At 67.7% G+C, this 24971-nt stretch carries 24 protein-coding genes and 1 pseudogene; 6 read left to right on the top strand and 19 right to left on the bottom strand.

The features are described 5' to 3' along the window. Positions 1–73 precede the first annotated feature (73 nt). The 8 genes and pseudogenes from argH to argC form a co-directional block, all read right to left on the bottom strand. Positions 74–1519, bottom strand: a complete 1446-nt coding sequence (gene argH / locus IWX65_RS08835) for an argininosuccinate lyase (protein ID WP_196882122.1) — start codon at positions 1517–1519, stop codon at positions 74–76. Further along, positions 1519–2721 carry an argininosuccinate synthase gene (locus IWX65_RS08830; RefSeq protein ID WP_196882121.1) on the bottom strand — a complete coding sequence of 401 codons (1203 nt, stop codon included), beginning with the start codon at positions 2719–2721 and terminating at the stop codon, positions 1519–1521. The genes argH and IWX65_RS08830 overlap by 1 nt, the downstream gene beginning before the upstream one ends. 66 nt (positions 2722–2787) lie before the next feature. Continuing rightward, entirely contained in the window at positions 2788–3306 is a 519-nt protein-coding gene (locus IWX65_RS08825; RefSeq protein WP_196882120.1) for an arginine repressor, read from the bottom strand. A 5-nt stretch (positions 3307–3311) separates the two neighbouring features. Continuing rightward, complete coding sequence (gene argF, locus IWX65_RS08820) at positions 3312–4280, bottom strand: ornithine carbamoyltransferase (protein ID WP_196882119.1); 969 nt, start codon at positions 4278–4280, stop codon at positions 3312–3314. Further along, a complete protein-coding gene (locus IWX65_RS08815) occupies positions 4277–5608 on the bottom strand; it encodes an acetylornithine transaminase (protein WP_442859180.1) in 1332 nt (443 codons plus the stop codon). The genes argF and IWX65_RS08815 overlap by 4 nt, the downstream gene beginning before the upstream one ends. 51 nt (positions 5609–5659) lie before the next feature. Further along, positions 5660–6586: pseudogene (gene argB / locus IWX65_RS17780) on the bottom strand (acetylglutamate kinase); the annotation flags it as partial. After that, positions 6586–7755: a bifunctional glutamate N-acetyltransferase/amino-acid acetyltransferase ArgJ gene (gene argJ, locus IWX65_RS08810; protein ID WP_196882118.1), complete on the bottom strand. Its 1170-nt coding sequence runs from the start codon at positions 7753–7755 to the stop codon at positions 6586–6588. The gene argJ and the pseudogene argB, both read right to left, overlap by 1 nt. After that, the gene (argC, locus tag IWX65_RS08805; RefSeq protein WP_196882116.1) at positions 7752–8783 is read right to left on the bottom strand and encodes an N-acetyl-gamma-glutamyl-phosphate reductase; all 1032 of its coding nucleotides are present in this window, start codon (positions 8781–8783) and stop codon (positions 7752–7754) included. Before argC ends, argJ begins: the two co-directional genes overlap by 4 nt. Before the next feature lie 131 nt (positions 8784–8914). Between argC and IWX65_RS08800 the strand changes: the two genes are divergently transcribed. Then, a complete protein-coding gene (locus tag IWX65_RS08800; RefSeq protein ID WP_196882114.1) occupies positions 8915–9880 on the top strand; it encodes a quinone oxidoreductase family protein in 966 nt (321 codons plus the stop codon). 275 nt (positions 9881–10155) lie between these two features. Here IWX65_RS08800 and pheT read toward each other — a convergent pair whose 3' ends face one another. Then, positions 10156–12702, bottom strand: coding sequence for a phenylalanine--tRNA ligase subunit beta (pheT, locus tag IWX65_RS08795; RefSeq protein WP_196882113.1), 2547 nt, complete (start codon positions 12700–12702; stop codon positions 10156–10158). Further along, on the bottom strand, positions 12703–13785 hold the full coding sequence (gene pheS, locus IWX65_RS08790; protein WP_196882111.1) for a phenylalanine--tRNA ligase subunit alpha: 1083 nt from the start codon (positions 13783–13785) through the stop codon (positions 12703–12705). Between the two features lie 135 nt (positions 13786–13920). On the opposite strand from pheS, the gene IWX65_RS08785 reads away from it, so the two are divergent. Beyond that, a complete protein-coding gene (locus IWX65_RS08785) occupies positions 13921–14361 on the top strand; it encodes a hypothetical protein (protein ID WP_196882109.1) in 441 nt (146 codons plus the stop codon). Here IWX65_RS08785 and IWX65_RS08780 read toward each other — a convergent pair. Together IWX65_RS08780 and pcp are read right to left on the bottom strand one after the other, a co-directional pair. Further along, positions 14358–14522, bottom strand: a complete 165-nt coding sequence (locus IWX65_RS08780; RefSeq protein ID WP_196882107.1) for a hypothetical protein — start codon at positions 14520–14522, stop codon at positions 14358–14360. The two genes, IWX65_RS08785 and IWX65_RS08780, sit on opposite strands and share 4 nt — an antisense overlap. A gap of 7 nt (positions 14523–14529) precedes the next feature. After that, positions 14530–15183, bottom strand: coding sequence for a pyroglutamyl-peptidase I (gene pcp / locus IWX65_RS08775; protein ID WP_196882105.1), 654 nt, complete (start codon positions 15181–15183; stop codon positions 14530–14532). Between the two features lie 117 nt (positions 15184–15300). On the opposite strand from pcp, the gene IWX65_RS08770 reads away from it, so the two are divergent. Both IWX65_RS08770 and IWX65_RS08765 read left to right on the top strand, forming a co-directional pair. Continuing rightward, positions 15301–16608, top strand: a complete 1308-nt coding sequence (locus IWX65_RS08770) for an ATP-binding protein (RefSeq protein WP_196882103.1) — start codon at positions 15301–15303, stop codon at positions 16606–16608. A gap of 51 nt (positions 16609–16659) precedes the next feature. Beyond that, positions 16660–17715 (top strand): Rv2578c family radical SAM protein, encoded by a 1056-nt coding sequence (locus IWX65_RS08765; RefSeq protein ID WP_196882094.1) that lies wholly within the window; start codon positions 16660–16662, stop codon positions 17713–17715. Here IWX65_RS08765 and IWX65_RS08760 read toward each other — a convergent pair. Together IWX65_RS08760 and IWX65_RS08755 are read right to left on the bottom strand one after the other, a co-directional pair. Continuing rightward, positions 17712–18185, bottom strand: a complete 474-nt coding sequence (locus tag IWX65_RS08760) for a (deoxy)nucleoside triphosphate pyrophosphohydrolase (protein ID WP_334683755.1) — start codon at positions 18183–18185, stop codon at positions 17712–17714. The two genes, IWX65_RS08765 and IWX65_RS08760, sit on opposite strands and share 4 nt — an antisense overlap. 40 nt (positions 18186–18225) lie before the next feature. Next, on the bottom strand, positions 18226–18468 hold the full coding sequence (locus IWX65_RS08755; RefSeq protein ID WP_196882086.1) for a hypothetical protein: 243 nt from the start codon (positions 18466–18468) through the stop codon (positions 18226–18228). A 232-nt stretch (positions 18469–18700) separates the two neighbouring features. On the opposite strand from IWX65_RS08755, the gene IWX65_RS08750 reads away from it, so the two are divergent. After that, entirely contained in the window at positions 18701–19921 is a 1221-nt protein-coding gene (locus IWX65_RS08750; protein WP_196882084.1) for an MFS transporter, read from the top strand. 25 nt (positions 19922–19946) lie between these two features. On the opposite strand, the gene IWX65_RS08745 is transcribed toward IWX65_RS08750, so the two are convergent. The 5 genes from IWX65_RS08745 to infC all read right to left on the bottom strand — a co-directional run bounded on the left by IWX65_RS08745 (position 19947) and on the right by infC (position 24134). Then, a complete protein-coding gene (locus IWX65_RS08745; RefSeq protein ID WP_196882082.1) occupies positions 19947–21146 on the bottom strand; it encodes a cysteine desulfurase-like protein in 1200 nt (399 codons plus the stop codon). Between the two features lie 51 nt (positions 21147–21197). Further along, positions 21198–22103, bottom strand: a complete 906-nt coding sequence (locus IWX65_RS08740) for a TrmH family RNA methyltransferase (protein WP_196882080.1) — start codon at positions 22101–22103, stop codon at positions 21198–21200. 39 nt (positions 22104–22142) lie between these two features. Continuing rightward, positions 22143–22577 carry a 50S ribosomal protein L20 gene (gene rplT, locus IWX65_RS08735; protein ID WP_196882078.1) on the bottom strand — a complete coding sequence of 145 codons (435 nt, stop codon included), beginning with the start codon at positions 22575–22577 and terminating at the stop codon, positions 22143–22145. A gap of 98 nt (positions 22578–22675) precedes the next feature. After that, positions 22676–22870 (bottom strand): 50S ribosomal protein L35, encoded by a 195-nt coding sequence (rpmI, locus tag IWX65_RS08730; RefSeq protein WP_026531962.1) that lies wholly within the window; start codon positions 22868–22870, stop codon positions 22676–22678. A 106-nt stretch (positions 22871–22976) separates the two neighbouring features. Next, positions 22977–24134: a translation initiation factor IF-3 gene (gene infC / locus IWX65_RS08725; RefSeq protein WP_442859178.1), complete on the bottom strand. Its 1158-nt coding sequence runs from the start codon at positions 24132–24134 to the stop codon at positions 22977–22979. Positions 24135–24493: 359 nt separating this feature from the next. Between infC and IWX65_RS08720 the strand changes: the two genes are divergently transcribed. Beyond that, positions 24494–24949: a DUF1844 domain-containing protein gene (locus IWX65_RS08720; RefSeq protein ID WP_196882076.1), complete on the top strand. Its 456-nt coding sequence runs from the start codon at positions 24494–24496 to the stop codon at positions 24947–24949. Positions 24950–24971 lie beyond the last annotated feature (22 nt).

Here is a 24971-nt window from a genome sequence, read left to right as displayed (position 1 = left end):
TCACGGAGATCCGCAATCTCCCCGCGCACCCGATTCGAGGTCGGCGGGCCCGGGGACGGGCTACGCGGACGTACTAACGCCCTTCGGCGTACCCCGCCACCGTGGCCAGCTCCTCCTCGAGTGCCTCCAGCTGGCGCGCCACCGCCGCCGGTGCCGTCCCGCCCTGCGCGTCGCGGCTGGCCAGTGACCCCTCGACGGTCAGGACCTCCCTGACGGCAGGCGTGAGATGGTCCGAGATGGCGGCGAACTCCACGTCGGTCAGGTCCCACAGTTCGACGCCGCGTCCCTCGGCCACGCGCACGGCGGCACCCGACAGTTCATGCGCTTCACGGAAGGGTACGCCCTGCCGCACCAGCCACTCGGCGATGTCCGTGGCCAGCGCGAAGCCCTGCGGAGCGAGCGCCGCCAGCCGTTCGGTGTTGAACGTCAGCGTCGCGATCATTCCGGACACCGCGGGCAGCAGCACCTCGAGGGTGTCCACGGCGTCGAACACCGGTTCCTTGTCCTCCTGCAGGTCCCGGTTGTAGGCAAGGGGAAGCCCCTTCAGGGTGGCCAGAAGTCCGGTCAGATTCCCGATCAGGCGCCCGGCCTTGCCACGGGCCAACTCCGCGACGTCGGGGTTCTTCTTCTGCGGCATGATCGAGGAACCGGTGGAAAAGGCATCGTCGAGGGTCACGAAGGAGAACTCCTTGGTGGCCCAGATAATGATTTCCTCGCTGATGCGGGAAAGGTCGACGCCGATCATCGCGGCAACCCACGCGAACTCCGCATAGACGTCCCGGGATGCGGTGCCGTCGATCGAGTTGTGGGTGGCAGAGAAGAATCCGAGGTCAGCGGCAACAGCTTCGGGGTCGAGACCGAGGGAGGATCCAGCGAGGGCCCCCGAGCCGTAGGGGGAGACCCCGGCCCGCCGGTCCCAGTCCTGCAGCCGCTGGACATCGCGCAGCAGCGCCCAGGCATGCGCCAGCAGATGGTGGCTGAGCAGTACCGGCTGGGCATGTTGGAGGTGGGTGCGCCCCGGCATGGGCACACCGGCATGCGTCCGAGCCTGAGTGATCAACGCCTCGATCGTCGCCAGCGTGCCGCGCGCGATGATCCGCGCGTGGTCCCGGAGGTACATCCGGCCGAGCGTGGCCACCTGGTCGTTGCGGGAGCGCCCTGCTCGGAGCCTTCCCCCGAGCTCCGGCCCGGCACGCTCGATCAGCCCGCGCTCGAGGGATCCGTGGACGTCCTCATCGGAGTCCGCGGGAACGTACGCGCCGGAGCGGACGTCAGCGTCGAGCCGGTTTAGGGCATCGAGCATCCCGGCCAGTTCCGCATCGTCGAGCAGACCGGCGCGGTTCAGGACTCGAGCATGCGCGCGGGAGCCCTCGATGTCGTAGACCGCGAGGCGCCAGTCGAAGTGCGTCGACTTGCTCAGCGCCGCGAGGGCATCCGCGGGGCCACCGGCGAACCGGCCGCCCCAGAGCGACCCTTCGTTCGTCCCCGGGCGCCCCCCACCCTCGGAGGTTGGATCCATCAGGCGCCTGCCCGCTGGTCGCGGCTCGACGCCACCTTTGAGGACAGGCCGAAGATCTCGATGAAACCGCGGGCCATGGACTGGTCGAAGGTGTCACCGGAATCGTAGGTGGCGAGGTTGAAGTCGTAGAGTGCGACGTCGGAGCGGCGCCCGGTGACCGTGGCACGGCCGCCGTGGAGGTCCATGCGGATGTCGCCGGTGACGTACTTCTGGGTGTCGTCGATGAAGGTCTCCAGTGAACGCTTGAGCGGGGAGAACCACTGGCCGTCGTAGACCAGTTCGGTCCAGCGCTGGTCGACGGTTTTCTTGAAGCGGGACTGTTCGCGCTCGACGGTAACGTTCTCGAGTTCGCGGTGTGCGGCGATCAGTGCCATGGCACCGGGGGCCTCGTAGATCTCGCGGCTCTTGATGCCCACGAGGCGGTCCTCGACGATGTCGATGCGGCCCACGCCCTGCGCGCCGGCGCGGCGGTTGAGCTCCTCGATGGCCTGGAGCGGCGTGACCGCGTGGCCGTCGATCGCGACGGGAATGCCCTCCCGGAAGCTGATGGTCACCTCGTCAGCAGCGGGCGGGAATTCGGGTGACGCGGTGTAATCGTAGACGTCCTTGGTGGGTCCGTTCCAGATGTCCTCGAGGAAACCGGTTTCGACGGCGCGTCCCCAGACGTTCTGGTCGATGGAGAACGGGTTCTTCTTGGTGGTCTCGATCGGCAGGCCCTTGGCCTCCGCGAAGGCGATCGCCTTGTCACGGGTCAGCGCGAGGTCGCGCACGGGCGCGACGCACTTGAGGTCGGGGCCGAGGGTCTGGATGCCCACCTCGAAGCGCACCTGGTCGTTGCCCTTGCCGGTGCAGCCGTGGGAGACGGTGGTGGCACCGAACTCCCGGGCCGCCGCCACGAGGTGCTTGACGATCACCGGGCGCGAGATCGCGGACACCAGCGGGTAGGCGTCCATGTACAGGGCGTTGGCCTTGAGCGCCGGCATGCAGTACTCGTTGGCGAACTCGTCGCGGGCGTCGGCAACGTACGCCTCCACGGCGCCGCAGCTCAGCGCACGCTGGCGGATGGTCTCGAGCGATTCGCCGCCCTGCCCGACATCGACGGCGACGGCGATCACTTCGGCGCCGGTGGCTTCGGCGATCCAGCCGATGGCCACTGAGGTGTCGAGTCCGCCGGAATAGGCGAGAACAATGCGTTCGGTCACGGAAATATGCTCCTCTTGTGGGGCCGATGTGGGTACCGGCAATGGTTGTGGAAAAAAGTCAGGACGTCAGGTTTCCTGCGCGAGGCCCAGGAAACGCTCGGCGACCTCCGCGCCGCCGTCGACCTTGCGTGTCACCAGCATTACGGTGTCGTCACCGGCAATACTGCCAAGAATCGACGGCATCACCGAGTGGTCGATGGCCAGGGCAAGGAAATTGGCGGCCCCGGGAGGGGTCCGCAGGATCACGAGGTTGCCGGACCCCTCCGCGGTGACCAGCAGCTCACTGCACAGCCGGGTGAGGCGTGCATCGAGGATTTCCTGGGTGATCCCGCTCTGCGGAGCGCGGCCGCCACCCTCGGCGGGCACGGCGTAGACCAGCGTTCCCTCCTTCCCCCGGACGCGCACGGCGCCGAGTTCAACGAGGTCGCGGGACAGCGTGGCCTGCGTGACGAGGACACCGTTGGCGCCGAGCAGGGCGGCCAATTCGGCCTGCGAGCGTACCGACTGGCTGGTGAGCAGCGCCCGGATCTGCGCGTGGCGTGCGATCTTCGTGGACGGATGGACGGGATCCCGCTGCGCTGCCATGGCCGTCATCCCCCGTCCGCCCGGGACGCCTGGGACGCCTGGGACGCCTTCATCAGCCACACCAGAAGCGCCTTCTGGGCGTGCAGGCGGTTCTCTGCCTCGTCCCACACCACGGACTGCGGCCCGTCGATCACGTCGGCCGAGATCTCGTAGCCGCGGTAGGCGGGCAGGCAGTGCAGGACGACGGCGTCCGGTGCCGCGCGTGCCATGGCGGCGGCATCCACGGCGTAGGTACGGAAGAGTTCGGCGCGCGCAGCCTTTTCGTCCTCCTGGCCCATGGAGACCCAGGTGTCGGTAGCGACGACATCCGCTCCGGCGAGCGCCTCGGCAGCGTCCGTGGTGACGAGCACCGATCCGCCGGTCTCCGCGGCCCGGGAACGTGCGGCGTCGACCACCGGTTCGGCCGGCAGGAAGCCCTGCGGCCCGGCGATGCGTACGTGCATCCCCGCCGTCACCCCCGCGAGCAGGTAGGAGTTCGCCATATTGTTCGCAGCATCGCCGAGATAGGCGAGGGTGAGCCCGGCGAGCGGTCCCTTGTGCTCCCGGATGGTCAGCAGGTCGGCGAGGAGCTGGCACGGGTGGTAGTCGTCGGAGAGGGCATTGATGACGGGTACCCGCGACGCCGCGGCCATTTCCTCGAGCCCTGCCTGCGCGTAGGTCCGCCACACGATGGTCGCCACCATCCGCTCGAGCACCCGCGCCGTATCGGTGATGGACTCCTTGTGGCCGAGCTGCGATTCCCCCGCACCGATCACCAGCGGCACACCGCCGAGATCCGCGATCCCTGCGGCGAAGGACACCCGTGTCCGCGTCGAGGTCTTGTCGAAGATCAGCGCGACGGTGCGGCGACCCGCGCCCTCCCCTGCGTAGACGGCTTCCGCGTACGGGTTCGCCTTCAGCTCGAGCGCAAGGTCGAGGACCTCCGCCTGTTCGGCCGGGGTGAGGTCGGTGTCGACGAGGAAGTGCCGGGTCATGATGAGGCTCCCTTGACGGAGGCTGCGGAAGAGACGGTTCTGGCGGTGTCCAGCACTGTCGGGAGGGCTGCGAGGAAGGATGCGGCCTGGTCCTCGGTCAGGATCAGCGGCGGTGCCAGCCGGATGGTGTGCGGGCCCGTGCTGTTGACGATGAAGCCTGCCGCCAGGGCTGCGCTCACGGCGGACGGTGCGTAGCCGCCGTCGACATCGAACCCGAGCAGCAGCCCGCTGCCCCGGATCTCCCTCACGCCGGATACCTGCGTCAGGCCGTTCCGCAGATAGTCGCCGATGACGGCAGCGTGCTGCAGTAGACCGCCCGATTCGAGTGCGTCGATGGTGGCAAGGCCGGCCGCCGTCGCCACCGGGTTCCCCCCGAACGTGGTGCCATGCTGGCCCGCGGTGATCAGGGACGACACCGTGGCGCCGAAGGTCACGAGGGCACCGATCGGGAAGCCTCCGCCCAGGCCCTTGGCCAGCGTCATGGCGTCAGGAAGCACTGCATCCTCTTCGCCGCCGTCGGACTGGTGCGCGAACCACTTCCCGGTGCGGCCCATCCCGGACTGAACCTCGTCGAGGATCAGGAGCGCACCGTGGCGGCTTGTCACCTCGCGCGCGGTCCGGAGGTAGCCCGCGGGAAGCGGACGCACGCCCGCCTCGCCCTGGACGGGCTCGAGGACGACGGCGGCCACGGTGTCATCCACGGCCGCGATCAGTGCGTCGATGTCGCCGAACGGCAAGTGCTCGACACCCCCGGGCAACGGTTCGAAGGGTTCCCGGTAGGCCTGCTTCGAGGTCAGCGCGAGGGCTCCCATGGTACGGCCGTGGAAAGCGCCGTCGAGCGCAAGGATCCTCCTGCGGGTGGGCGAGCTGTTTCGCCGTGCCAGTTTGAAGGCCGCTTCGAGCGCCTCGGTGCCGGAGTTGGTGAAGAAGACCTTCGAGCCGGCGGGTGCCTCCGCCAGGGCAAGAAGCTTCTCCGCGAGGGCGATCTGGGGAGGGCTCGTGAAGAAGTTCGAGACGTGCCCGAGGGTCGCGGACTGGGCCGAGACGGCCGAGGTGAGGGCAGGGTGGGCGTGGCCGAGGGCATTGACGGCGATCCCGCCGAGAAGATCGAGGTACCGGTTTCCGTCGGCGTCCCACACGTAGCAGCCGTCGCCGCGCACGAGGACGCGCTGCGGCGTACCGAAGACGCCCATGAGCGAGTCGGTATACCGCGAGAGCCACTCCGCACCGGACGGTCCGTCCCCGGCGGCCCGCTCCGCGGGCTCCCTGCCAGTGGACGCTGCGGTGCCCGGCCCGGTGTGCGCCGGTGCACGCGTACCCGACGGCACCGCGGTACCCCGCAGCGGAACGCCAAATCCGACGACCGACGGCACGGCGACATCGGGTACCACCTGGGTACCGATCCCCGCCGTCGTGAACGTCTCGAGCAGCATGGAGTGCGCAAGGCGCCCGTCAACGATATGCGCACGCTCGACGCCGTTCTCCACCGCGCGAAGGCACGCAGTCATTTTGGGAATCATGCCCGATTCGAGCGTCGGCAGCATGGCCCGGAGCTGTGTGGTGGTGACCGAGGAGAGGAGCGAGTCCCGGTCCGGCCAGTCGGCGTACAGGCCCTCGACGTCGGTCAGGATCACGAGCTTCGACGCGCCGAGGGCCTCCGCGAGCGCTGCGGCGGCAGTGTCCGCGTTGACGTTCAGCACCTGCTGCGTGGCTCCGCCGTCGGCGTCGATCTCGGGAGCGACAGTCGAGATGACGGGGATGCGCCCGGCCTCGAGGATGTCGAGGATGGCTCCGGGGTTCACGCTGGTGACTTCGCCCACGAGGCCGAGGTCCACGTCCTCCCCGTCCACTACCGTGCCGGTGCGGACGGCCTGCAGCAGGCCGCCGTCCTCACCGGAGAGCCCCACCGCGTAGGGGCCGTGCGAATTGATGAGGCCCACGAGTTCGCGCCCCACCTGCCCGGTGAGGACCATGCGGACCACGTCCATGGTTTCGGGGGTGGTGACGCGCAGCCCGCCCTTGAACTCAGGGGTGATACCGAGGCGTTCAAGAAGGTGGTTGATCTGCGGCCCTCCGCCGTGGACCACCACGGGCCGGATGCCCACGTGGTGCAGGAACACGATGTCCTCGGCGAAGGCGCGGCGCATCTCCTCGTTGACCATGGCGTTGCCGCCGTACTTGATGACCATGGTGGTTCCGGCGAAGCGCTGGATCCAGGGCAGGGCCTCGATGAGTGTGGAGGCCTTGTCCTGGGCCAGCAGGGTGCTCGCCGGGAGTTCTGTCGGTGTCACGGTGCGGATTCCCATCAGCTCGAGTAGGCCGAATTCTCATGCACGTAGTCGTGCGTGAGGTCATTGGTCCAGATGGTTGCGGCGGCGGATCCGGCTCGCAGGTCTATTTCCACCGTGACATCCCTTCCGCTGAGGTCAACGAGGTCGCGGGAATCCCCGATCCCGCCGTTTCGGCAGATCTGGATGCCGTTCATCGACACGTTCAGCTCATCCGGCTCGAACACGGCGTCCGTGGTCCCGACGGCGGACAGCACACGTCCCCAGTTGGGGTCGTTGCCGAAGATCGCGGTCTTGAAGAGGTTGGAGCGGGCGACGGCGCGGCCCACCGTTTCGGCGTCGTGCTCGCTCGCTGCGCGAACCGTGGTGATGGCGATGGTGTGGCTCGCACCCTCGGCGTCAGCGATGAGCTGGGCCGCGAGGTCGAGGCATACGCCGGTCAGGGCCTCGGTGAAATGTGCTTCGTCCGGAATCACGCCGCTGACGCCCGAGGCGAGCAGCACCACGGTGTCATTGGTCGACATGCAGCCGTCGGCATCAGTGCGGTCGAAGCTGACCCGCGTGGCGGACCGCAGAGCGGCGTCCAGCTGCTCCGGACGCAGGACGGCGTCGGTGGTGAGCACCACGAGCATGGTGGCCAGCCCCGGCGCGAGCATGCCGGCACCCTTGGCCATGCCGCCGATCGAGTAGCCCTCGCTCGGGGAGTCGGCGGACGCCGGGTAGCGGGCCTCCTTCGAGACGGTGTCCGTGGTCCGGATCGCCTCGGCCGCAGACGCGCCCCCGGCAGTACTCAGCCCCCCGGCCGCAGCCTCGACTCCCGGCAGGAGCTTGTCCATCGGGAGCTGTTCGCCGATCAGGCCCGTCGAGCAGACGAGGACGTCGGTGGCTGAGATGGCGAGCAGGTCCGCCACCGCCTCGGCCGTGCGGTGCGTGTTCTGGAAGCCCTCGTGCCCGGTGCAGGCATTGGCGCCACCCGAGTTCAGGACAACGGCGTCCACGCGGCCGTCCGAAACCACTTGCTTGGACCAGTGCACGGGGGCGGCGGCCACCCGGTTGGAGGTGAAGACTGCTGCGGCAGAGTGCAGCGGACCATCGTTGGCCACCAGGGCGACGTCGGGCTTGCCGGAAGCCTTGAGCCCTGCGGTAACGCCCGATGCGCGGAACCCGCCGGGGTAGGTGATGCTCATGGTGCGGTTCCCTGGATGGTCAGGCCCGCGGTCTCGTCGAGGCCGAGGGCGATGTTCATGGACTGGATGGCTCCACCGGCGGTGCCCTTGGTGAGGTTGTCGATGGCGCAGCTGACGATGACGCGCCCTGCATGCCCGTCCGAGGCGAGCTGCAGGTTGGCGTAATTCGATCCCAGCACCGCCTTGGTCGCCGGCCACTGGCCTTCGGGAAGCAGCTTCACGAACGGCTCGTTCCCGTAGGCGTCCTCCCACGCGCGGCGCAGCTGCTCCGCCGTCGTGCCGGGCTTCACGCGCGCCGTCGCGTTGGTGAGGATGCCACGCGCCATGGGAGCAAGGGTCGGTGTGAACGAGACGGTCACGGGTTCGCCTGCAGCGCCACTGAGGCCCTGCTCGATCTCGGGGGTGTGCCGGTGGCCGCCGCCCACTCCGTAGGGGCTCATACCGCCCATCACTTCGGAGCCCAGCAGGTGCGCCTTCGCTGCTTTGCCTGCCCCGGAGGTGCCGGAGGCGGACACCACGACGACGTCGGTCGGCTCGAGCAGCCCGGCTGCGAAGCCGGGGGCGAGCGCGAGCAGGACGCTCGTGGGGTAGCAGCCGGGTACCGCGATGCGACGTGCACCGCGCAGTTCGGCACGGTTGCCGGCGAGTTCGGGAAGCCCGTAGGGCCAGGTGCCGGCATGCGCGGAGCCGTAGAACTTCACCCAGGCTTGCGGATCCTCCAGGCGGTGGTCCGCGCCGGCGTCGATCACGAGGGTCTCGGCCGGCAGTTGCGCCGCAATATCGGCGCTGGCGCCGTGCGGCAGCGCCAGGAACACGACGTCGTGGCCGGACAGCACCTCGACCGTCGTGTCCTCGAGGATCCGGTCGAACAGCCCGTGGAGGTGTGGCTGGAGCGTTCCGAGCTTCGCCCCCGCATTGCTGTGCGCGGTGATGGCGCCGATGGAGACGTCGGGGTGGGCCGCAAGCAGGCGGAGGAGCTCCCCGCCGGCATAGCCGCTGGCACCTGACACCGCTACAGAAAAAGGCATGAAATCAGCCTACCCCACATATATACAAGCATCCACATAAATATTCACCGCCTGTTGCGATCTCCGGTCCGGCGGATCGAGGGAATAGCATGGGCCACAGCCCTTTGCGAACCAGGAATGGAGAGTCGATCATGCCCACAGCCATCGTCGTTGAACAGGCGGGCGGCCCGGATGTGCTGAAGCCGCAGGACGCCGCGAGGCCCGTTCCGGGAAAAAACCAGCTGCTCGTCCGCGTTGCCGCGGCCGGGGTCAACTTCATCGAGACGTATCAGCGCAGCGGGGCCTATCCGATGGCGCACCCCTTCACGCCCGGGGCCGAAGCCGCCGGTGTGGTGGAGGAAGTTGGTCAGGACGTCGCAGGCTTCGCTCCGGGGCACCGCGTGGCGTTCGCCGAGGGGATCGGGACCTACGCCGAGTACGCGCTCGTCGACGCCGACCGCGCCCTGCCGGTACCCGAGGGTATCGACCTGGAGACCGCGGCGGCCGTTCCCCTTCAGGGCATGACGGCGCACTACCTCATCAACTCGACCTATCCGGTGGACGCCGGCAGCACGGTGCTGGCGCACGCAGGCGCCGGCGGCGTGGGCCTTCTTCTGATCCAGCTGTTGAAGGCAAAGGGTGCACGGGTCTTCACGACGGTCTCCACGCGGGAGAAGGAGGAACTGGCCCTCGGGGCCGGTGCCGACGAGGTGCTGCCCTACGAGGGCTTCGCCGACGCGGTGCACGCGCTGACCGACGGTACCGGCGTCGACGTGGTGTACGACGGCGTCGGGAAGTCCACGTTCGACGATTCGCTGAAGAGCCTGCGCGTCCGCGGCACCATGGTGCTGTACGGAGCGGCCTCCGGCGCCCCGGCCCCGTTCGACCCTCAACGACTCAACAGCGGCGGCTCCCTCCACATCACCAGGCCCTCCCTGGTGCACCACCTGCGCACCCCCGAGGAACGGCGCTGGCGGTCCGAGGAACTGTTCGGCGCCATCGCTGCCGGTCAGCTGGACGTCCGCATCGGTGCACGCTATCCCCTGGCGGAGGCGGCGCGGGCTCACGAGGATCTCCAGGCACGGCGGACGACGGGGAAGCTTCTGCTCATCCCCTGACCCCCCAGCGGCGCTACCGAAGGGCCGCTCCCCTCACACCCCTCACTGATTGAGCACTTGTGGCGGCATTTGTCGAGCGAAGCCGCCACAAGTGCTTGATCGGCGGGGGTTGCCGCCGCGCCCAGGGCCCGAAGGCCCGGTGCCCATGCTGACGAGCGGGGCCCTGCCCGGTTCTTGGTTATCGATGAGCTTGTCGGAGGGCAACACGCCGGCTAGCAGCACTTTCGATGTTGAAAGCTGGGCAGCTCGCCACGTCTGTATGGCTCGGTAGCGACTCAGCGTCGCTGGACCGCCCCGAAACGGGTCGACGCGAGTGCGACGGCGGCATCCCGTGCCGCGCTCGCCTCATCCGCGGTGAGGGTGCGGTCGGGAGCCCGGAAGCGCAGCGCGAAAGCGAGGGACTTGCTGCCCTCGGGAATGCCCTCGCCCGCATAGACGTCGAAGAGGTGAACGTCCTCCAGCAGCTCCCCCGCGCCTTCGCGGAGCGTCTCCAGGACTTCCGAGGACACCACGCCGTCGGCTACTACGAGCGCCACATCCTGCGTAGTGGCAGGGAACGAAGACAACGGGCGGGCGACGATGACGTCCGCCGCCGCCTCGAAGAGGAGATCGGCGTTGATTTCGAGCGCAACCGTCCGGGCGGGCAGGTCGAGCGTGGCGATCAGCTTCGGATGCAGCTCCCCCGCGTAACCCAGCACCTCGCCGTCGCGCAGCCCCACCCGGGCGGTCCGTCCGGGATGGAACGCCTGGTGGGTGCCCTGTTCGATGATGACCTCGACCCCCACCACGTCGCCCATCAGCCGCACCGTGTCGAGGGCATCGGCCCAGTCCCAGGCCCGGGGAGCGGAACCGGCCGAGGCCGGCGCGTCGTTGCCGGTGAAGACAGCGGCAATGGTGAGCGGCTGGTAGGGAATGCCCTCATACAGTGCGTCGAGGACCTCCTCCGCCGGCTTCTCACCCAGTGGCGGGATGGATCCGGTGCCCATGGACCCGGCGGGCTGGAAGACCAGTCCGGCCTCGAAGAGTGCCAAATCGCGGAAACTCCGGGAATGGTTCCGTTTCACCACCTCGATGAGCCCCGGCAGCACCGAGGTGCGCAGGTAGCCCAGTTCGGCGCTCAACGGATTGGCGAGCTTCACCGCGGCTACCTTCGTGCCCTCATCCGCGTTTCCGAAGACGGCGTTGCTCCGTTCGCTGACGAAGGGGTAGGACAGCACTTCGGTCAGCCCGGAGGCTGCCAGTGCGTTCATCAGGCGACGCCGCTGCTGCTGGACCCGCGTCAGTCCCCGTCCGGGTGGGGCCACGGGAAGGGTGGACGGAATGGTGTCGTAGCCCTCGAGGCGGATGATCTCCTCAGTCAGGTCCTCACGGGTCTCAAGGTCGGGGCGCCAACTCGGCGGCGTCACCGAGTAACCGCCGTCATGCGCGGTGACCGAGGCTCCGAGGTCCTCGAGGGTTCCGATGATCTGCTCCGGCGTGAACTCCCGCCCGATCAGTCGGGAGGGGAAATCTCCGGCGAGGTCGATGACGCGCGGCGCGGGGGCGTGGCCCTCGTCGGTCCCCGTGGGATCCGCGGTGCCGCCGGCCAGGCTCGTGATGAGCTCGACGGCGCGCTGTGCCGCGATGTCCGCGACGTTCCAGTCCACTCCGCGCTCGAAGCGCTTGGAGGCCTCGGAGGGTAGTTTGTGGCGGCGGCGCGAGCGCCCGATGCCCACCTCCTCGAAGTGTGCCGACTCGATCAGGACGTTGACGGTACTTCCCGAGACCTCGGTCGCCGCGCCGCCCATGACGCCGGCGATGCCGATGGGGCCCGAATCGTCGGTGATGAGGAGATCGCCGGTGTCGAGTGCGCGCACCTTGTCATCGAGTGTGGTCAGCTTCTCTCCCGGAAGCGCTCGGCGCACCACGATGTCCCCCGAGAGCCGGTCGAGATCGTAGAAGTGCAGCGGCTGGCCGAGCTCGAGCATCACGTAGTTCGAAACATCGACCACCAGCGAAATGGACCGGATCCCGGCCAGGCGCAGGCGCGCGGACAGCCAGGTCGGCGTGGGACGGGTGGGATCAACGCCGCGGACGGTGCGCGCCACGAAACGGTCGCAGCCGGGCCGACCGTAGATGGGAGCCGAGTCCTCGAGCCGCACCGGGTAACCGTTCCCGGTCGCGTCGGGCACGACGACGGCGCCGGCCGGGTCGGTGAACGAGGTCCCCGTGGCGTGGGCGTACTCGCGGGCGACACCACGGATCGAGAAACAGTAACCCCGGTCGGGGGTGACATTGATCTCGGCGGCCTCGTCATACAGACCGAGCAGCTCCATCGCGTCGGTGCCCGGTTCAGGGTCGAGTCCCAGCGTGGACAGCACGAGGATGCCGTCGTGGTCCTCCCCGATGCCGAGCTCCTTCACGGAAGCGATCATGCCCGCCGACACATGGCCGTAGGTTTTCCGCGGGCTGATGCGGAAGTCGCCGGGAAGAACGGCGCCCGGCAGCGTGACCACCACCTTGTCGCCCTCCTGGAAGTTGTGCGCGCCGCAGACGATTCCCTGCAAGCCGCTCGGATCGATGCCGTCGCCGTCGAGTTCCTGCTCAGCGCCCTCCGGGACGACGCGGACCGAGCACCAGTTGATGGTCTTGCCGTTGGTCTGCGGCTCCTTGACGATGCTGAGTACCTGTCCCACCACGATGGGGCCCTGCAGCTCGTCGGTCGGCCGGTGGACGGCCTCTTCCTCGAGCCCCACCCGGACCAGATGGGCCATGACGTCCTCGGCCGTTGCATCGACCGGCACTGCGGCGTATTCACGCAGCCATGAAAGAGGGATTCTCACTTAGATCTCCATCCCGAAGTGTTCGCTGAAACGTATGTCGCCCTCAATGATGTCCCGCATGTCGCTGACCTCATTGCGGAACATGAGGGCCCGCTCGATCCCCATGCCGAAGGCGAAGCCGGAGTAGATCTCCGGGTCGATGCCCGCGGCCCGCAGCACGTTTGGGTTGACCATGCCGCAGCCCCCCCACTCGATCCACTGCGGACCGCCCTTCGCGCCGGGGTGCCAGACATCGAGTTCGGCACTCGGCTCGGTGAACGGGAAGTAGTTGGGGCGCAGGCGCACCTTGGCTTCCGCGCCGAACAGCTGCTGCGTGAAGTGGTCGAGCGTTCCCACGAGGTCCGCCATGGTGAGTCCCCTGTCGATGGCGAGGCCCTCGAACTGGTGGAACACCGGGGTGTGCGTAGCGTCCAGTTCGTCCGTGCGGAAGACCTTGCCCGGGCACAGGACGTAGATGGGAAGCTCGCGCTCAAGCATCGAACGGACCTGCACGGGCGAGGTGTGCGTCCGCAGCACCAGGTGGGCGCCGGGAGGTTCCACGAAGAAGGTGTCCTGCATTTCCCGTGCCGGGTGGTCGGGTGCGAAGTTCAGGGCATCGAAGTTGAACCACTCGGATTCCAGCTCCGGCCCTTCGGCGATCTCCCAACCCATGCCGACGAACACGTCCGACACACGCTCCTGCAGGGTCGAGAGCGGGTGACGCGCACCCGCTCGGCGCCGTCGTGGTGCGGCGGTGACGTCCACGGCCTCCTCGACCAGGATGCGCGCATCGCGCTCGGTCTCCAGTTCGACCACGCGTGCCGCGAGTGCCTGGCTGATCCGGCCGCGTGCGGGGCCGATATTCTTGCCGGCCGCTGCCTTCTGCTCCTTGGCGAGGCCACCGATGCCCCGGTTGGCCAGGCTCAGAGCCGATTTCTCGCCGGTGTGGGTGATCCGGGCGGCCTTCAACTCCTCGAGGTCAGCGGCGGAGGCGATGTCGGCAAGCGCACGCTCGACGGCGGCAGCTACCGCATCGGCATCCAGCGGATCGGGGATTTCGGCGGCGGCGCGGTCGGCGCCGTCCTGCTCTGGGAATTTCGACATTCGGATGGCCTACCTGGCCCTTTCGTTCGCGTGTCCGGCAGCACAGCTGACCTGCGTGTGCCGCTCATGGGAAGCCGGCGCGCTCGAAGCGCTCCGGCAGGGCAAGTCTAATTGACGCGCCGCTACGATGGCCGCATGGGCACCCCGTCGCTGATTCACGCACTGAACTGGCTGAACCTTTCCACCCCCTGCGGACTGCTCCTCGCCCGCTCCAAGGGGTGCGCCGTCTCGCGCGGACCACACGGGCTCCTGCTGGCCGAAGGGTTCACCGGGTCACTTCCGCGGGCGCGGGCCTTCACCGTGGGCAGCGTGGTGTTCCTCCGCGGGAGCCGCGCGCAGCCCACCGGGGCACTGCTGAACCACGAATCGCGACATGCACGCCAGTACGCACTATGCCTCGGTCTGCCGTTCCTTCCGCTCTACTTCACCGCCGCAGCCTGGTCACTGCTGCGCACCGGGGATCCGGCGTCGCGCAACGTCTTCGAACGAACGGCTGGCCTTGCCGACGGCGGCTACCGCGAGCGCCCGCCACGAAGCGTCGCATTCCTACGGACACGGCGGCGGAAGCGCGTTTAGTTCCCGGCCGCCCTCTTCAGGCGTAGGTCGTGCCCGGCGTCGGCGGATTGCCGCCCGGCCGCCGCTGCGGATAGGACGGGATAGGTACCGGCCTTGCCTCCGACGCCCGGCTCCGGCTCAGCTGTGTGGGAATCCGCTTCCATGGTGGTGCTGTTTTCCATGGTGGCGCTAGTGTTCCGCGCCCGCCGCCATACGCAGGTCACCGTCGACCAGATCGCCGTCAGCCGTCAGGGCAGCGGTCGCCACCAGCGTGAGCGCCGCCGCCATGTCCTCGACGGCAAGGCCGGGCTGCCCGTGGCGCAGGCCCTGCTCATCGGAGAAGGGCACGTGAATGAACCCGCCCCTCACGCCGTCCAGCCCGGCCAGGGCATCCATCAACGCATAGAAGACGGAGTTGCAGACATAGGTGCCTGCCGTCTGCGAGACCTCCACGGGCAGGCCCGCAGCAGCCACCGCGGCCCTGCCTGCCTTGATCGGCAGGGTGCTGAAATAGGCGGCCGGACCGCCGAGCCTCACCGGCTGGTCGATGGGGGCGTTGCCGGCGTTGTCGGGGATCCGGGCGTCGTCCACATTGATGGCCACACGCTCGATGGATATCCTCGACCGTCCGCCGGCCTGGCCCACGCACAGCACCAGCATGGGCTGCAGCCGCCCGATAGCGTCCCGGAGCACCTCTGCGCTCTTTCCGAAGACGCACGGCAGCTCGACGGCGGCCGCGTTCCGGCCCGCGGCCTGCAACGCCGTGGCAGCGAGCTGCGCTGCGGTCCAGGACGGGTTGACGGTTTCGCCGCCGAAGGGCTCGAAGCCGGTCAGAAGGATCATGCGTCAAGCCTATGTGACCGGTCCGGCCAGCCGGAGTGTCATAAAGGCTCGTCGGATCCATCGCCTATGCAATGCTGTCTAGCAGTCGATGACGACCCTCCTAGGTAAGGACACTCCATGACCGGCTGGCGGATCCGGGACTTTCACGCGGCAGATATGGACGCCATCCTCCATTTGTGGGAGCAGGCACACAAGGCCGGCGTCGAACCTGTCTACGCGCTCGCCGAGGTGATCGCCTCCTGCCAGAAGGACCACGCGGTGGTCGCCGTGCATGGCGAGACCGTGGTCGGAGCGGCTGTGGCCCGGGCCGCGCACGACCAGGGCTGGATCGTGTTCTTCGCCATCGAGGAGAACTGGCGAAATCGGGGCATCGGCAGCGGGATGCTCGCGTCGATCGAGAACCGGATGGCGCCCCTCGGGCTCACCAAGCTGTCCACGCTGGTGCCGGAGACCGAGCAGCGCGTCGGCGCGCTCCTGAACTCCGGGTTCATCGACCGGAAGCACCTGCGGTACTTCGAACGGGAGATACCCGTGCACCGGCAGGAAATGGGGCTGCTGGGGGAACTGGGCGGCCGGCTGATGGCCCGGAACCTCTGGAACGCCGTCGGCGGAATGCAGCGTGAGAAGGAACTGCTTGAACGCCGTCTGGTGCTGCCGTTGGCCAATCCCGACCTCGCCGACCAGTACGGCGTCGTTCCACCGCGTGCCGTGGTGCTGTTCGGACCGCCCGGCACCGGGAAGACCACCTTCGCCAAGGCCATCGCGTCCCGCCTCGAATGGCCCTTCGTCGAGGTGTTTCCCTCACGGCTCGCCTCCGATCCGCGCGGGCTCGCCGGTGCGCTTCGCGAGACGTTCCTCAACATCTCCGAACTCGAACACGCCGTGGTCTTCATCGACGAGGTCGAGGAGATCGCGGCGCAGCGCCAGGGCGAACCGCCGTCACCGCTCCAGGGAGTGACGAATGAGCTCCTGAAGATCATTCCCGCCTTCCGCGAACAGCCGGGGAGGCTGCTCGTCTGCGCCACCAACTTCATCCGGGCCCTCGACACGGCTTTCCTCCGGCACGGACGCTTCGACTACGTCATCCCCATCGGCCTGCCGGACGAGGAGGCACGTCACGCCATCTGGGCGCGCTACATCCCGCAGGAGGTCGCGGCCGACGTCGACGTCGAATCCCTGGTTCGAGCGACGGACGGCTTTTCACCCGCCGACGTCGAACATGCGGCGCGGAAGGCCTCACAGCAGGCGCTGGAGAAAGCCGTGTACAGCCCCGCGTACAGCGGCACCGATGGACAGCAGCCGCCGGTCGCGGCAGGTCCGTCGACCACCGACTACCTAGCTGCGATCGCCGAAACACGCACCACCGTCTCAGCGGAGGTCGCCCAGGACTTCCGCGAGGACATCGAGCGTATCGCCCGACTCTGACGATTAGTACGGGTGTTCTATTTCTGCATTGATCTCTGGTTCAATTGAGGCATGCGATGGGATGGCCAAAAAGTCGGGGCCGACGGCGCTGCTGCCGGCGGGGACGCCCTGCTGTCCCTCGCAGGCGTGGTGCGGACGGTTCGGACTCCGGAATTCGCCGGTATCACCTTCCATGAGGTGACGGCGAAGTCGGTGCTCAACCGGGTGTCGGGCAACTCAGGAATGCCCTTCAGCTGGACCATCAATCCCTACCGGGGATGCTCCCACGCCTGCGTGTACTGCTTTGCGCGAAAGACCCACAGCTACCTCAACCTCGATACCGGGCTCGATTTCAACTCGCAGCTGGTGGTGAAGATCAACGCCGTCGAGGTACTGCGGAAGGAACTCGGCAAACCCTCGTGGAGACGCGATTCCGTAGCCATGGGCACGAACACCGACCCGTACCAGCGGGCCGAGGGCAGGTACCGGCTGATGCCCGGCATCATCGGGGCGCTCGCCGATTCCGGTACTCCCTTCTCGATCCTCACCAAGGGCACCCTCCTGGCGCGGGATCTTCCCCTGCTTGCCCGGGCCGCACAGTCGGTGGAAATCGGGATGGGCATCTCGCTGGCGCTGATGGACCCGGGGCTGGCGGAAGCCGTGGAGCCGGGCACGCCCCCGCCGAGGGCGCGCCTTGCCCTGATCAGCAGGCTCCGGGAGGCCGGTCTGCCGTGCGGGGTGATGGCGATGCCCATTCTTCCGTGGCTCACGGACGGCGACGACGCCCTCGATGAACTTTTCGGAGCTCTCGCGGCCGCGGGCGCCACGGGAGTCTCGGCCGGCGCACTGCACCTCCGGCCCGGGGCCCGCGAGTGGTTCCTGCAGTGGCTGGGCGCCCACCACCCGCACCTCGTCGCCAAGTACCAGGGGCTGTACCGCGGGGGGAGCTATGCCTCGAAGGAGTACCGGGACTGGCTCTCCGAAAGAATTCGCTACTTCCGGAGGCTGCATAACCTTCCCGCAGGAGCCGCCTTCTTCCGGAACGGCTTCCCTGAACCCCGGCAACCTGGCGCTCCGGCTCCGGCTTTGCCGACGGCTTCGAAATCGATGGAGCCGACCCTTTTCTAGCTCCGGGAGGAATTCTGGCGGTTGATCCGACCGGCCCACTCCAGGAGTGCGTCGACGATCGGCCGATCCGCGGGAATCCACGACAGTCCGCGCAACGCCGACCCCTCGCTCAGCGGCACCCACTGCAGGGCATCATGGTCCTGTAGCGGCGCCGGCTCGCCCGATGACACCTCAACGGCCCAGACGCGCATGGACGCCGTCGCATGGAGTGGCCACCCGGTGTCGCCCGGGCCTTCGATCTCGGCTCCGATCTCGACGATAATCCCCAGCTCCTCCGTCAGCTCACGCTGGAGGGCTTCAGTGCAGGTCTCACCGTCCTCGACCTTGCCGCCCGGAAACTCCCACATCCCCGCGAACTGTTCGGGCGCAGTGCGTCGGGCTGCGAGCAGGGAGGTGGGCCGTGCGAGGGAATCGACCACGGCCGCGCCCACGATCTGGCGGATCGGGAGGGGATTATTCGTTGGAATCACCCGTCGAGTGTACCCAGCTCCGCCCGCGGGGACCGGATGTTCAGCTCTCCTCCGGGTCGAGGCCTCCGGCGTCGCGACCCGCCTGATGTTCCGGATTCAATTCTCGGCGGTACTCCCCCGCCGGGCTCACCCCCGGTACCTGCTGGCCCGCGTTCAGCTCGGTGGAGGTATAGGCCTCCTCGGAGAACTCCGCCGCCGACTCCTGCTCCGGCTCGGGAAGGTTGATGTCCTCACGCAGGTGGTCACTGGAGGGCAATTCGGATGCGTGCGGTGTCCAACTCATGTCACAAGCCAATCAAAGGGGCGCCGGAAGTGCCAGCACTTTCTGGTCGTTCCCAGGAACTTCCCGACCACGGGTCGATGACCACCTGCGCTGCGCACCAATTAGACTGGACCCTGACAAGGGCGTCGCGCCCTTGGTAACAGTCTGCAGATCGAGCATTCCTCGCTGCACGGCTCCGTGCCTCCCCGGAGGTGCGGACGGCGCCCCGTCATCACCGCGTCGAAAGAGATTCATGCCTTACCCTTCACGCCCCGTCCTCAGCCCCCGGCAGCTGGCCTCCGCCATCACCGCCCTCGCCATGGGCGGCTTCGCCATCGGCACCACCGAATTCGCCATCATGGGCCTGCTGCAGGAAATGGTGGACGAACTGGAGGTTACCTACACCCAGGGCGGTCACGTCATCTCCGCCTATGCGCTGGGTGTGGTGGTCGGTGCTCCTGTCCTGGCGACGCTCGGGGCAAAGCGACCCCAGCGCTCCATGGCGATCTGGTTGATGGCGGCCTTCGTGGTGGCCAACTTCTCCTCCTACTTCGCCGCGAGCTACGGCTGGATGCTGGTGTCCCGTTTCCTTTCCGGACTACCTCACGGTGCGTACTTCGGCGTCGCGGCGGTAATCGCGGCGTCGCTGGCCAACCCCACGCACCGCGCCCGGGCGATTTCCATGGTCATGCTCGGCCTCAGCATCGCCAACGTCGTGGGTGTCCCGTTCGCGACCTGGCTGGGGCAGCAGGTGGGCTGGCGAAGCCTCTTCCTCCTGGTCGGCGTCGTCGGACTCGTCACCGTGGCGCTGATCCTGCGCTACGTGCCGTTCCAGGAGCCTCATCCTGACGCCAGCATCCGCCGTGAACTGGGGGCTCTACGCCGTCCGCAGATGTGGATGACGCTCCTTATCGGCACGGTCGGCTTCGGCGGGTTCTTCGCCGTTTACTCCTACATCTCCCCGACGATCACGGAGGTCACCGGTCTGCCGTCCAGCGTGCTGCCGATCGTGGTCGCGCTCTACGGCGTCGGAATGGTCGTGGGAAATATCGTGGGCGGACGCATCGCGGACCGCTCGGTGATGGGCAGCATCTACGGCGTCATGGGCGTGGTAATCGTGGTCCTGCTCCTCTTCCCCCTGGCCATGCAGTTCGCCCCCACCGCGTTCTTCTTCGCTTTCCTGGTCGGGGCGAGCGGCTCGACCCTGATCCCGCCGCTGCAGGCGAGGCTCCTCGATGTGGCGCCCGGCGCCCCGTCGCTCGCCTCGTCGATGAACCACGCAGCACTGAATATCGCCAACGGACTCGGTGCGACTGTCGGTGGGGTGGTCATCGCCCTCGGCTGGGGCTTCACTGCTCCGGCGCTGGTCGGGGCGGGACTAGCGGTCCTCGGCCTCGTCATCGCGCTGATCAGCGGACGGATGGACGCCAGGACGCAGCCTTCGGCGCAGCCGGTGCCGGAGCACGTGGCCTAAGCCCGCGCCCCACCGGCTGCGTAGTTCAACCGAGGTATGCGGTCAGTCCGTCGATCAGTCGCCGAACGTCGTCTTCGGAGGTATAGGGCGCCAGGCCGATGCGCAGCCCACCCTCGCTCCCCAGGCCCAGCACCCGGCTCGCCTCGAGTGCGTAGAAACTGCTGGACGGGGCGAGGACGTCCCGTTCGGCGAGGAATTCACTGGCCTCTGCGGCATTACGCCCGGCAAAGGTCAGCAGCAGCGTCGTCGTGCGGGCACGTGCCCGTGAATGGACCGTCACTCCAGGAAAGGCGGCCAGTGCGTCCTCGAGCAGGGTAAGGAGCTGCATCTCATGCCGCTCGATGCCGGCGTTCGCTGACACGAGCCGGTCCCGGCGCGACCCCGCGGTTCCCACGAGCGAGGCGAGGAAGTCGACCGCCGCCGTCGTCCCCGCCATCGTCTCGTAGGGCAGTGTGCCGAATTCGAAGCGCTCCGGCACCATGTCGGTGGACGGTAGCAGCTTGTCCGGGTGAAGGGTCTCCAACAGGGCGGGCGCCGCCGCAAGGACACCGCAGTGCGGGCCCAGGAACTTGTACGGCGAGCAGACGAAGAAATCGGCGCCCAGCGCGGGCAGGTCGACACTGGCGTGGGCCGCGTAGTGGACGCCGTCCACATAGAGGAGGGCGCCGGCATCGTGCACCAGGCGAGCGATCGCGGGGATGTCAGGCATGGTGCCGAGGAGGTTCGACGCCGCCGTCACGGCCACCAGCCGGGTCCGGTTCCCGAGTGCGGCGCGGAGGTCGTCCATGCTCAGTTCGGCGGTGTCCGGGTCGAAACCGACCCAGCGCACGCCGGCTCCCCGCCGTTCGGCTGCCTGGACCCAGGGGCGGATGTTGCTATCGTGATCGAGCCGGGTGACCACCACCTCATCGCCGGGGCCCCACTCAGCGGCGAGGAGGCGAGCGAAATCGTAGGTGAGCTGGGTGGCACTGCGGCCGTAGACGATGCCGAGCGGGTCAGCGTTGAGGAAGTCGGCCAAAGCCGCTCGGAATTCCCGCACCGTCCGGTCGGCGTTCCTTTCCGACGCTACGCTGGCGCCGCGGTTCGACAGCGGGCCGGTCAGCGTCTCGGCTATGGCCTGCCCCACGACCCGGGGTGTCTGGGTGCCCCCCGGCCCGTCGAAGTGCGCAATACCCGAGGACAACGAGGGGAACTGGGAACGGAGGCTCTCAACATCGAGGGACATGGCGTCCTTTCGGTCGGCGGACTGGCGTGGCTTCAGCCTAGTGCTTCGGGGTCAACTGATCCGTTGCGCCCGCGCCGAGGCATACAGGCACACCGTCGCTGCCGTGCCGACATTGAGGCTTTCGGCGCGTCCGTAGATGGGCACCGCCACGCGGTGGTCGGCTCCTTCCAGCACGGCGTCGGGGAGCCCCTGCGCCTCATTGCCGAACAGCCACGCCGTGGGTGCTTCGAGGCGCGCACCGGCGTCCGCCTCGTCATCCGCATCGGGGGACGACCGCGCGCCGAGCCGCCGACGCGCACCCGCGTCCTGCAGCGTATCGAGGTCGACGTCGCCGTGGCCGTCGGCAGCGAGCACCGCAATGCCCTGCCTTTTCAGTTCGGCCAGCAGGGTGTCCAGCTCGGCTCCGAGCACCACCGGGAGGTGGAACAGCGAACCGACCGTGGAGCGGACGGTCTTGGGGTTGTACAGGTCCACGCTGGAGGATGTGAGCACGACGGCGTCGGCACCGGCCGAGTCGGCGGCGCGCAGTATCGTCCCGGCGTTGCCGGGGTCCCTCACCTCGACCATCACGGCGACCAGCCGGGGCCTGCCGGCGAACACCTGATCAAGAGGAACGTCGATGAAGGAACAGACCGCAATCACACCCTGCGGCGTCACGGTCGATGACATGGCCGCGAGGACCTCATCGGTGACCGGCCGCGGGTCCGGTTCTCCGGCGAATTCCGGATGCCTCTTGAGGCAGTCCGCGGTGAGGAACAGGTCCTCCACGACGGGTGGTCCGCCCGCAGCCATCCGCTCCATGTGCAGCGCCAGGGCCTCGCGGACGGCTTGCGGGCCCTCTGCGAGGAAGCGGCCCTGCCTTAAACGCGACGGACGCCCCGCAAGGCGCGCAACCTCCTTCACCCGATCGGCTCGGGGGTTGGACATCAGCGCCTGGGGGCGTCCATCGGTATTCATGAATCTCGAGGCTGCTGCCGGTCGGAACCGGCCGTCAACCTAGGCCTTCGCCGGAGCCTTCGAAGCACGGGGGGCCTTGACGGCGGCGGCTTCGGTGGCGACAGGGGCGGAGGTGTCCGCGGGCAGCGCGTTCCTGGCGATCTGCACGAGCGCGGCGAAAGCGGCACCGTCGGTCACTGCGAGGTCGGCAAGCATACGGCGGTCGACCTGGATCTCAGCGGCCTTCAGACCCTGGATCAGGCGGTTGTAGGTGAGTCCGTTGGCGCGGGACGCAGCGTTGATGCGCTGGATCCACAGGCGGCGGAAGTCGCCCTTGCGCTTGCGGCGGTCGCCGTAGCTGTACACGAACGAGTGCAGCAGCTGCTCTTTGGCCTTGCGGTACAGGCGTGACCGCTGTCCGCGATAGCCCTTGGCGCGCTCGAGGATAACCCGGCGCTTCTTGTGGGCGTTGACCGCCCTTTTCACACGTGCCACGTGCGTACTCCTTCAGTAGATCTTCCGGCACAGCCCTGACGGCTGCAGCTCCCGCCCGCGAACGGGTGCGGAGCTTCTCCGGAGTGGTTGGTTGAGTGTTAGATGCCCAGCATCTTTTTGATGACCTTGGTGTCGGCCTTCGAAACGATCTTGTCGCTGGCCAGTCGGCGCGTCAGCGTGGAGGACTTGTGCTCCAGGTAGTGACGGCGGTTGGCCTGCTGGCGCTTGAGCTTTCCGCTGCCGGTCAGCTTGAAGCGCTTCTTGACGCCACTGTGGGTCTTCATCTTCGGCATGGGAACCGATCTCCTTTTGATAGCCGTGGGTAATTACCTACGGGCGGCACCCGGGGGCGCCTGCTGTTTTTCTTGCTTGCCGGGAGTACCGAAAGGTACTGAGCGCCTACTCGGTGCTTCCTGGCTTGGGCCCGCTTGACTCGCTCTTTGTCGGAGCCGTCCTGCCGGCAGGTCTTGGGGTCGCGACCGGCTTGCCGGCCGACCCGGGTTTAGGGGCTGCGCCCGGTTTCGGAGCGGCAACAGGCTTCGGTGCCGCTACCGGCTTGGCCGGCGCAGCTGCTGCTGCAGCGGGCTTCACGGCCGCCGGCTTCGAGGCAGCAACCGGCCTTGAGGCGGCAGGCCGCACCGGCGCGGTCCGGGTTACGGGTGCCTTCGGTGCCGATGCGACGGGTGCCGACGGCGCAGTCCGTGCAGCAGGTGCCTTCGGCGCGGACGCTGCGGGCTTCTCTTCGGCCTGCGCGGGAGCAGGTTCCGAAGAAAGGGTCGGCTCTTCGGACGGGGTTGCCTGCCCGATGGCCGAGTCGTCCGGTGCGGCATTCGCCGAACCTGCAGCTGACCCGTCGGCGTCGTTCACCGATTCGGCATCCACCGGCGTCGCGACGGTCGTTTCCTCGGCCGCACTTTCACTGCCCGTGATGGAATAGCCCTCGGGAAGCAGGTCCGCGAGGCTCTGGGTCAGGGGAGCTCCACTGTCACCGGACAGATCCACGCGGCCCGTACCCGACTTGGCAGCCTCATTCGCGGCCTTCGCGTCCGCTCGCTGCGTGGCACGGCGGGCTTCGGCCTTCGCCTCCGCCTTGTTCTTGACCGGACCGATCACCATCACCATGTTGCGGCCGTCGATCCGGGGGGATGACTCGACCACTCCCACTTCCGCCACATCTTCGGCGAACCGCTGGAGCAGGCGGATACCCATTTCAGGGCGCTGCTGCTCGCGGCCACGGAACTGGATCATGGCCTTGACCTTGTCGCCGGCTCCCAGGAAGCGGAGAGCGTGTCCGCGCTTCGTTTCGTAGTCATGGGTGTCGATCTTGAGGCGGAAACGGATTTCCTTGAGGATCGTATTGGTCTGGTTCTTTCTCGCCTCACGTGCCTTTACCGCGGCTTCGTACTTGTACTTACCAAAATCCATGAGTTTTGCCACCGGAGGCTTGGCCTGCGGTGCTACCTCGACAAGATCCAGGTCGGACTCGGCGGCAAGTCGGAGTGCGTCCTCGATACGGACAATTCCTACCTGTTCGCCGGCAGGTCCGACCAACCGCACCTCTGAAACGCGGATACGATCATTGATTCTTGGCTCGCTAATGTGTAACTCCTGTTGGTCCTGAAACTGATAACCGCCTGAAAATGAAGAAGGCCCCCAATTGCATGCGCAATCGAAGGCCTCGAGAATCAGTGCGGTAGTACGTGTTCGCCGATGAATGCAACCGGCATCTCACTTAGAACTGCACCAACCTGACCCGGCTACCTGCAATGCTTGGGGAAGCACCAGGAAAATCGCGGGTGGGAGAGGACTCCGCTTGCATACTGGCCGCGAGAATTCATTCCGTCCGGCGTTTCCTTGGAAGCTCCATCAGGCATGAGGGTAACGGTGACCAGTCGGTCTGTGACAAGCTTACCAGTATGAGCCCCGCAGACAGCAATCCCTCGCAACCCGCCGCCGGAAACCACTCCGGCCCGAGCGACAACTCTCCCACCCGCCGTAGTTTCGCGGACGAGGCCGGCCAGGTCGAGGACTCCGAGGAGGGGGTGCGACGGCATATGCGCGACATCGCCGAGGTTGCCGCCGTCGAGGTGATCACCACCTCCGCCGTCCACCTGATGAGCGCGGCCGCAGTGAAGTGCGGTCTTGCTGCCGGGGAGGACGCCGAAGAGTTGAAGGACTTGGATGAGGCCCGCAAGCTCATCACCGCGCTTGCCGGTTTCGTTACCGCCGCCGCCCCGGAGATCGGCAGCCAGCACGCGGGGCCATTGCGCGATGGCCTCCGTTCCCTGCAGCTGGCCTTCCGTGAAGCATCGATCATTCCCGATGCCCCTGGACAGGGTCCGGGTGAGAAGTACACCGGGCCGGTGAACTGACCCGCTGACACCGCCTGGGAGT

It is taken from the genome of Arthrobacter sp. CAN_A214 (assembly GCF_015751955.1).
Lineage (GTDB): Bacteria > Actinomycetota > Actinomycetes > Actinomycetales > Micrococcaceae > Arthrobacter_D.
This window is presented reverse-complemented; position numbering and strand designations above follow the sequence as displayed.

Coding starts and splice junctions, on each gene's coding strand:
- argF (WP_196882119.1), bottom strand. CDS start 4,280: ATGACCCGGCACTTCCTCGTCGACACCGACCTCACCCCGGCCGAACAG.
- IWX65_RS08825 (WP_196882120.1), bottom strand. CDS start 3,306: ATGGCAGCGCAGCGGGATCCCGTCCATCCGTCCACGAAGATCGCACGC.
- argC (WP_196882116.1), bottom strand. CDS start 8,783: ATGCCTTTTTCTGTAGCGGTGTCAGGTGCCAGCGGCTATGCCGGCGGG.
- IWX65_RS08755 (WP_196882086.1), bottom strand. CDS start 18,468: ATGAGTTGGACACCGCACGCATCCGAATTGCCCTCCAGTGACCACCTG.
- argJ (WP_196882118.1), bottom strand. CDS start 7,755: ATGAGCATCACCTACCCCGGCGGGTTCCGCGCATCGGGCGTTACCGCA.
- IWX65_RS08740 (WP_196882080.1), bottom strand. CDS start 22,103: ATGAATACCGATGGACGCCCCCAGGCGCTGATGTCCAACCCCCGAGCC.
- IWX65_RS08780 (WP_196882107.1), bottom strand. CDS start 14,522: ATGGAAAACAGCACCACCATGGAAGCGGATTCCCACACAGCTGAGCCG.
- rpmI (WP_026531962.1), bottom strand. CDS start 22,870: ATGCCGAAGATGAAGACCCACAGTGGCGTCAAGAAGCGCTTCAAGCTG.
- IWX65_RS08720 (WP_196882076.1), top strand. CDS start 24,494: ATGAGCCCCGCAGACAGCAATCCCTCGCAACCCGCCGCCGGAAACCAC.
- IWX65_RS08785 (WP_196882109.1), top strand. CDS start 13,921: ATGGGCACCCCGTCGCTGATTCACGCACTGAACTGGCTGAACCTTTCC.
- IWX65_RS08745 (WP_196882082.1), bottom strand. CDS start 21,146: ATGTCCCTCGATGTTGAGAGCCTCCGTTCCCAGTTCCCCTCGTTGTCC.
- pheS (WP_196882111.1), bottom strand. CDS start 13,785: ATGTCGAAATTCCCAGAGCAGGACGGCGCCGACCGCGCCGCCGCCGAA.
- pcp (WP_196882105.1), bottom strand. CDS start 15,183: ATGATCCTTCTGACCGGCTTCGAGCCCTTCGGCGGCGAAACCGTCAAC.
- argH (WP_196882122.1), bottom strand. CDS start 1,519: ATGGATCCAACCTCCGAGGGTGGGGGGCGCCCGGGGACGAACGAAGGG.
- IWX65_RS08800 (WP_196882114.1), top strand. CDS start 8,915: ATGCCCACAGCCATCGTCGTTGAACAGGCGGGCGGCCCGGATGTGCTG.
- IWX65_RS08750 (WP_196882084.1), top strand. CDS start 18,701: ATGCCTTACCCTTCACGCCCCGTCCTCAGCCCCCGGCAGCTGGCCTCC.
- IWX65_RS08765 (WP_196882094.1), top strand. CDS start 16,660: ATGCGATGGGATGGCCAAAAAGTCGGGGCCGACGGCGCTGCTGCCGGC.
- IWX65_RS08770 (WP_196882103.1), top strand. CDS start 15,301: ATGACCGGCTGGCGGATCCGGGACTTTCACGCGGCAGATATGGACGCC.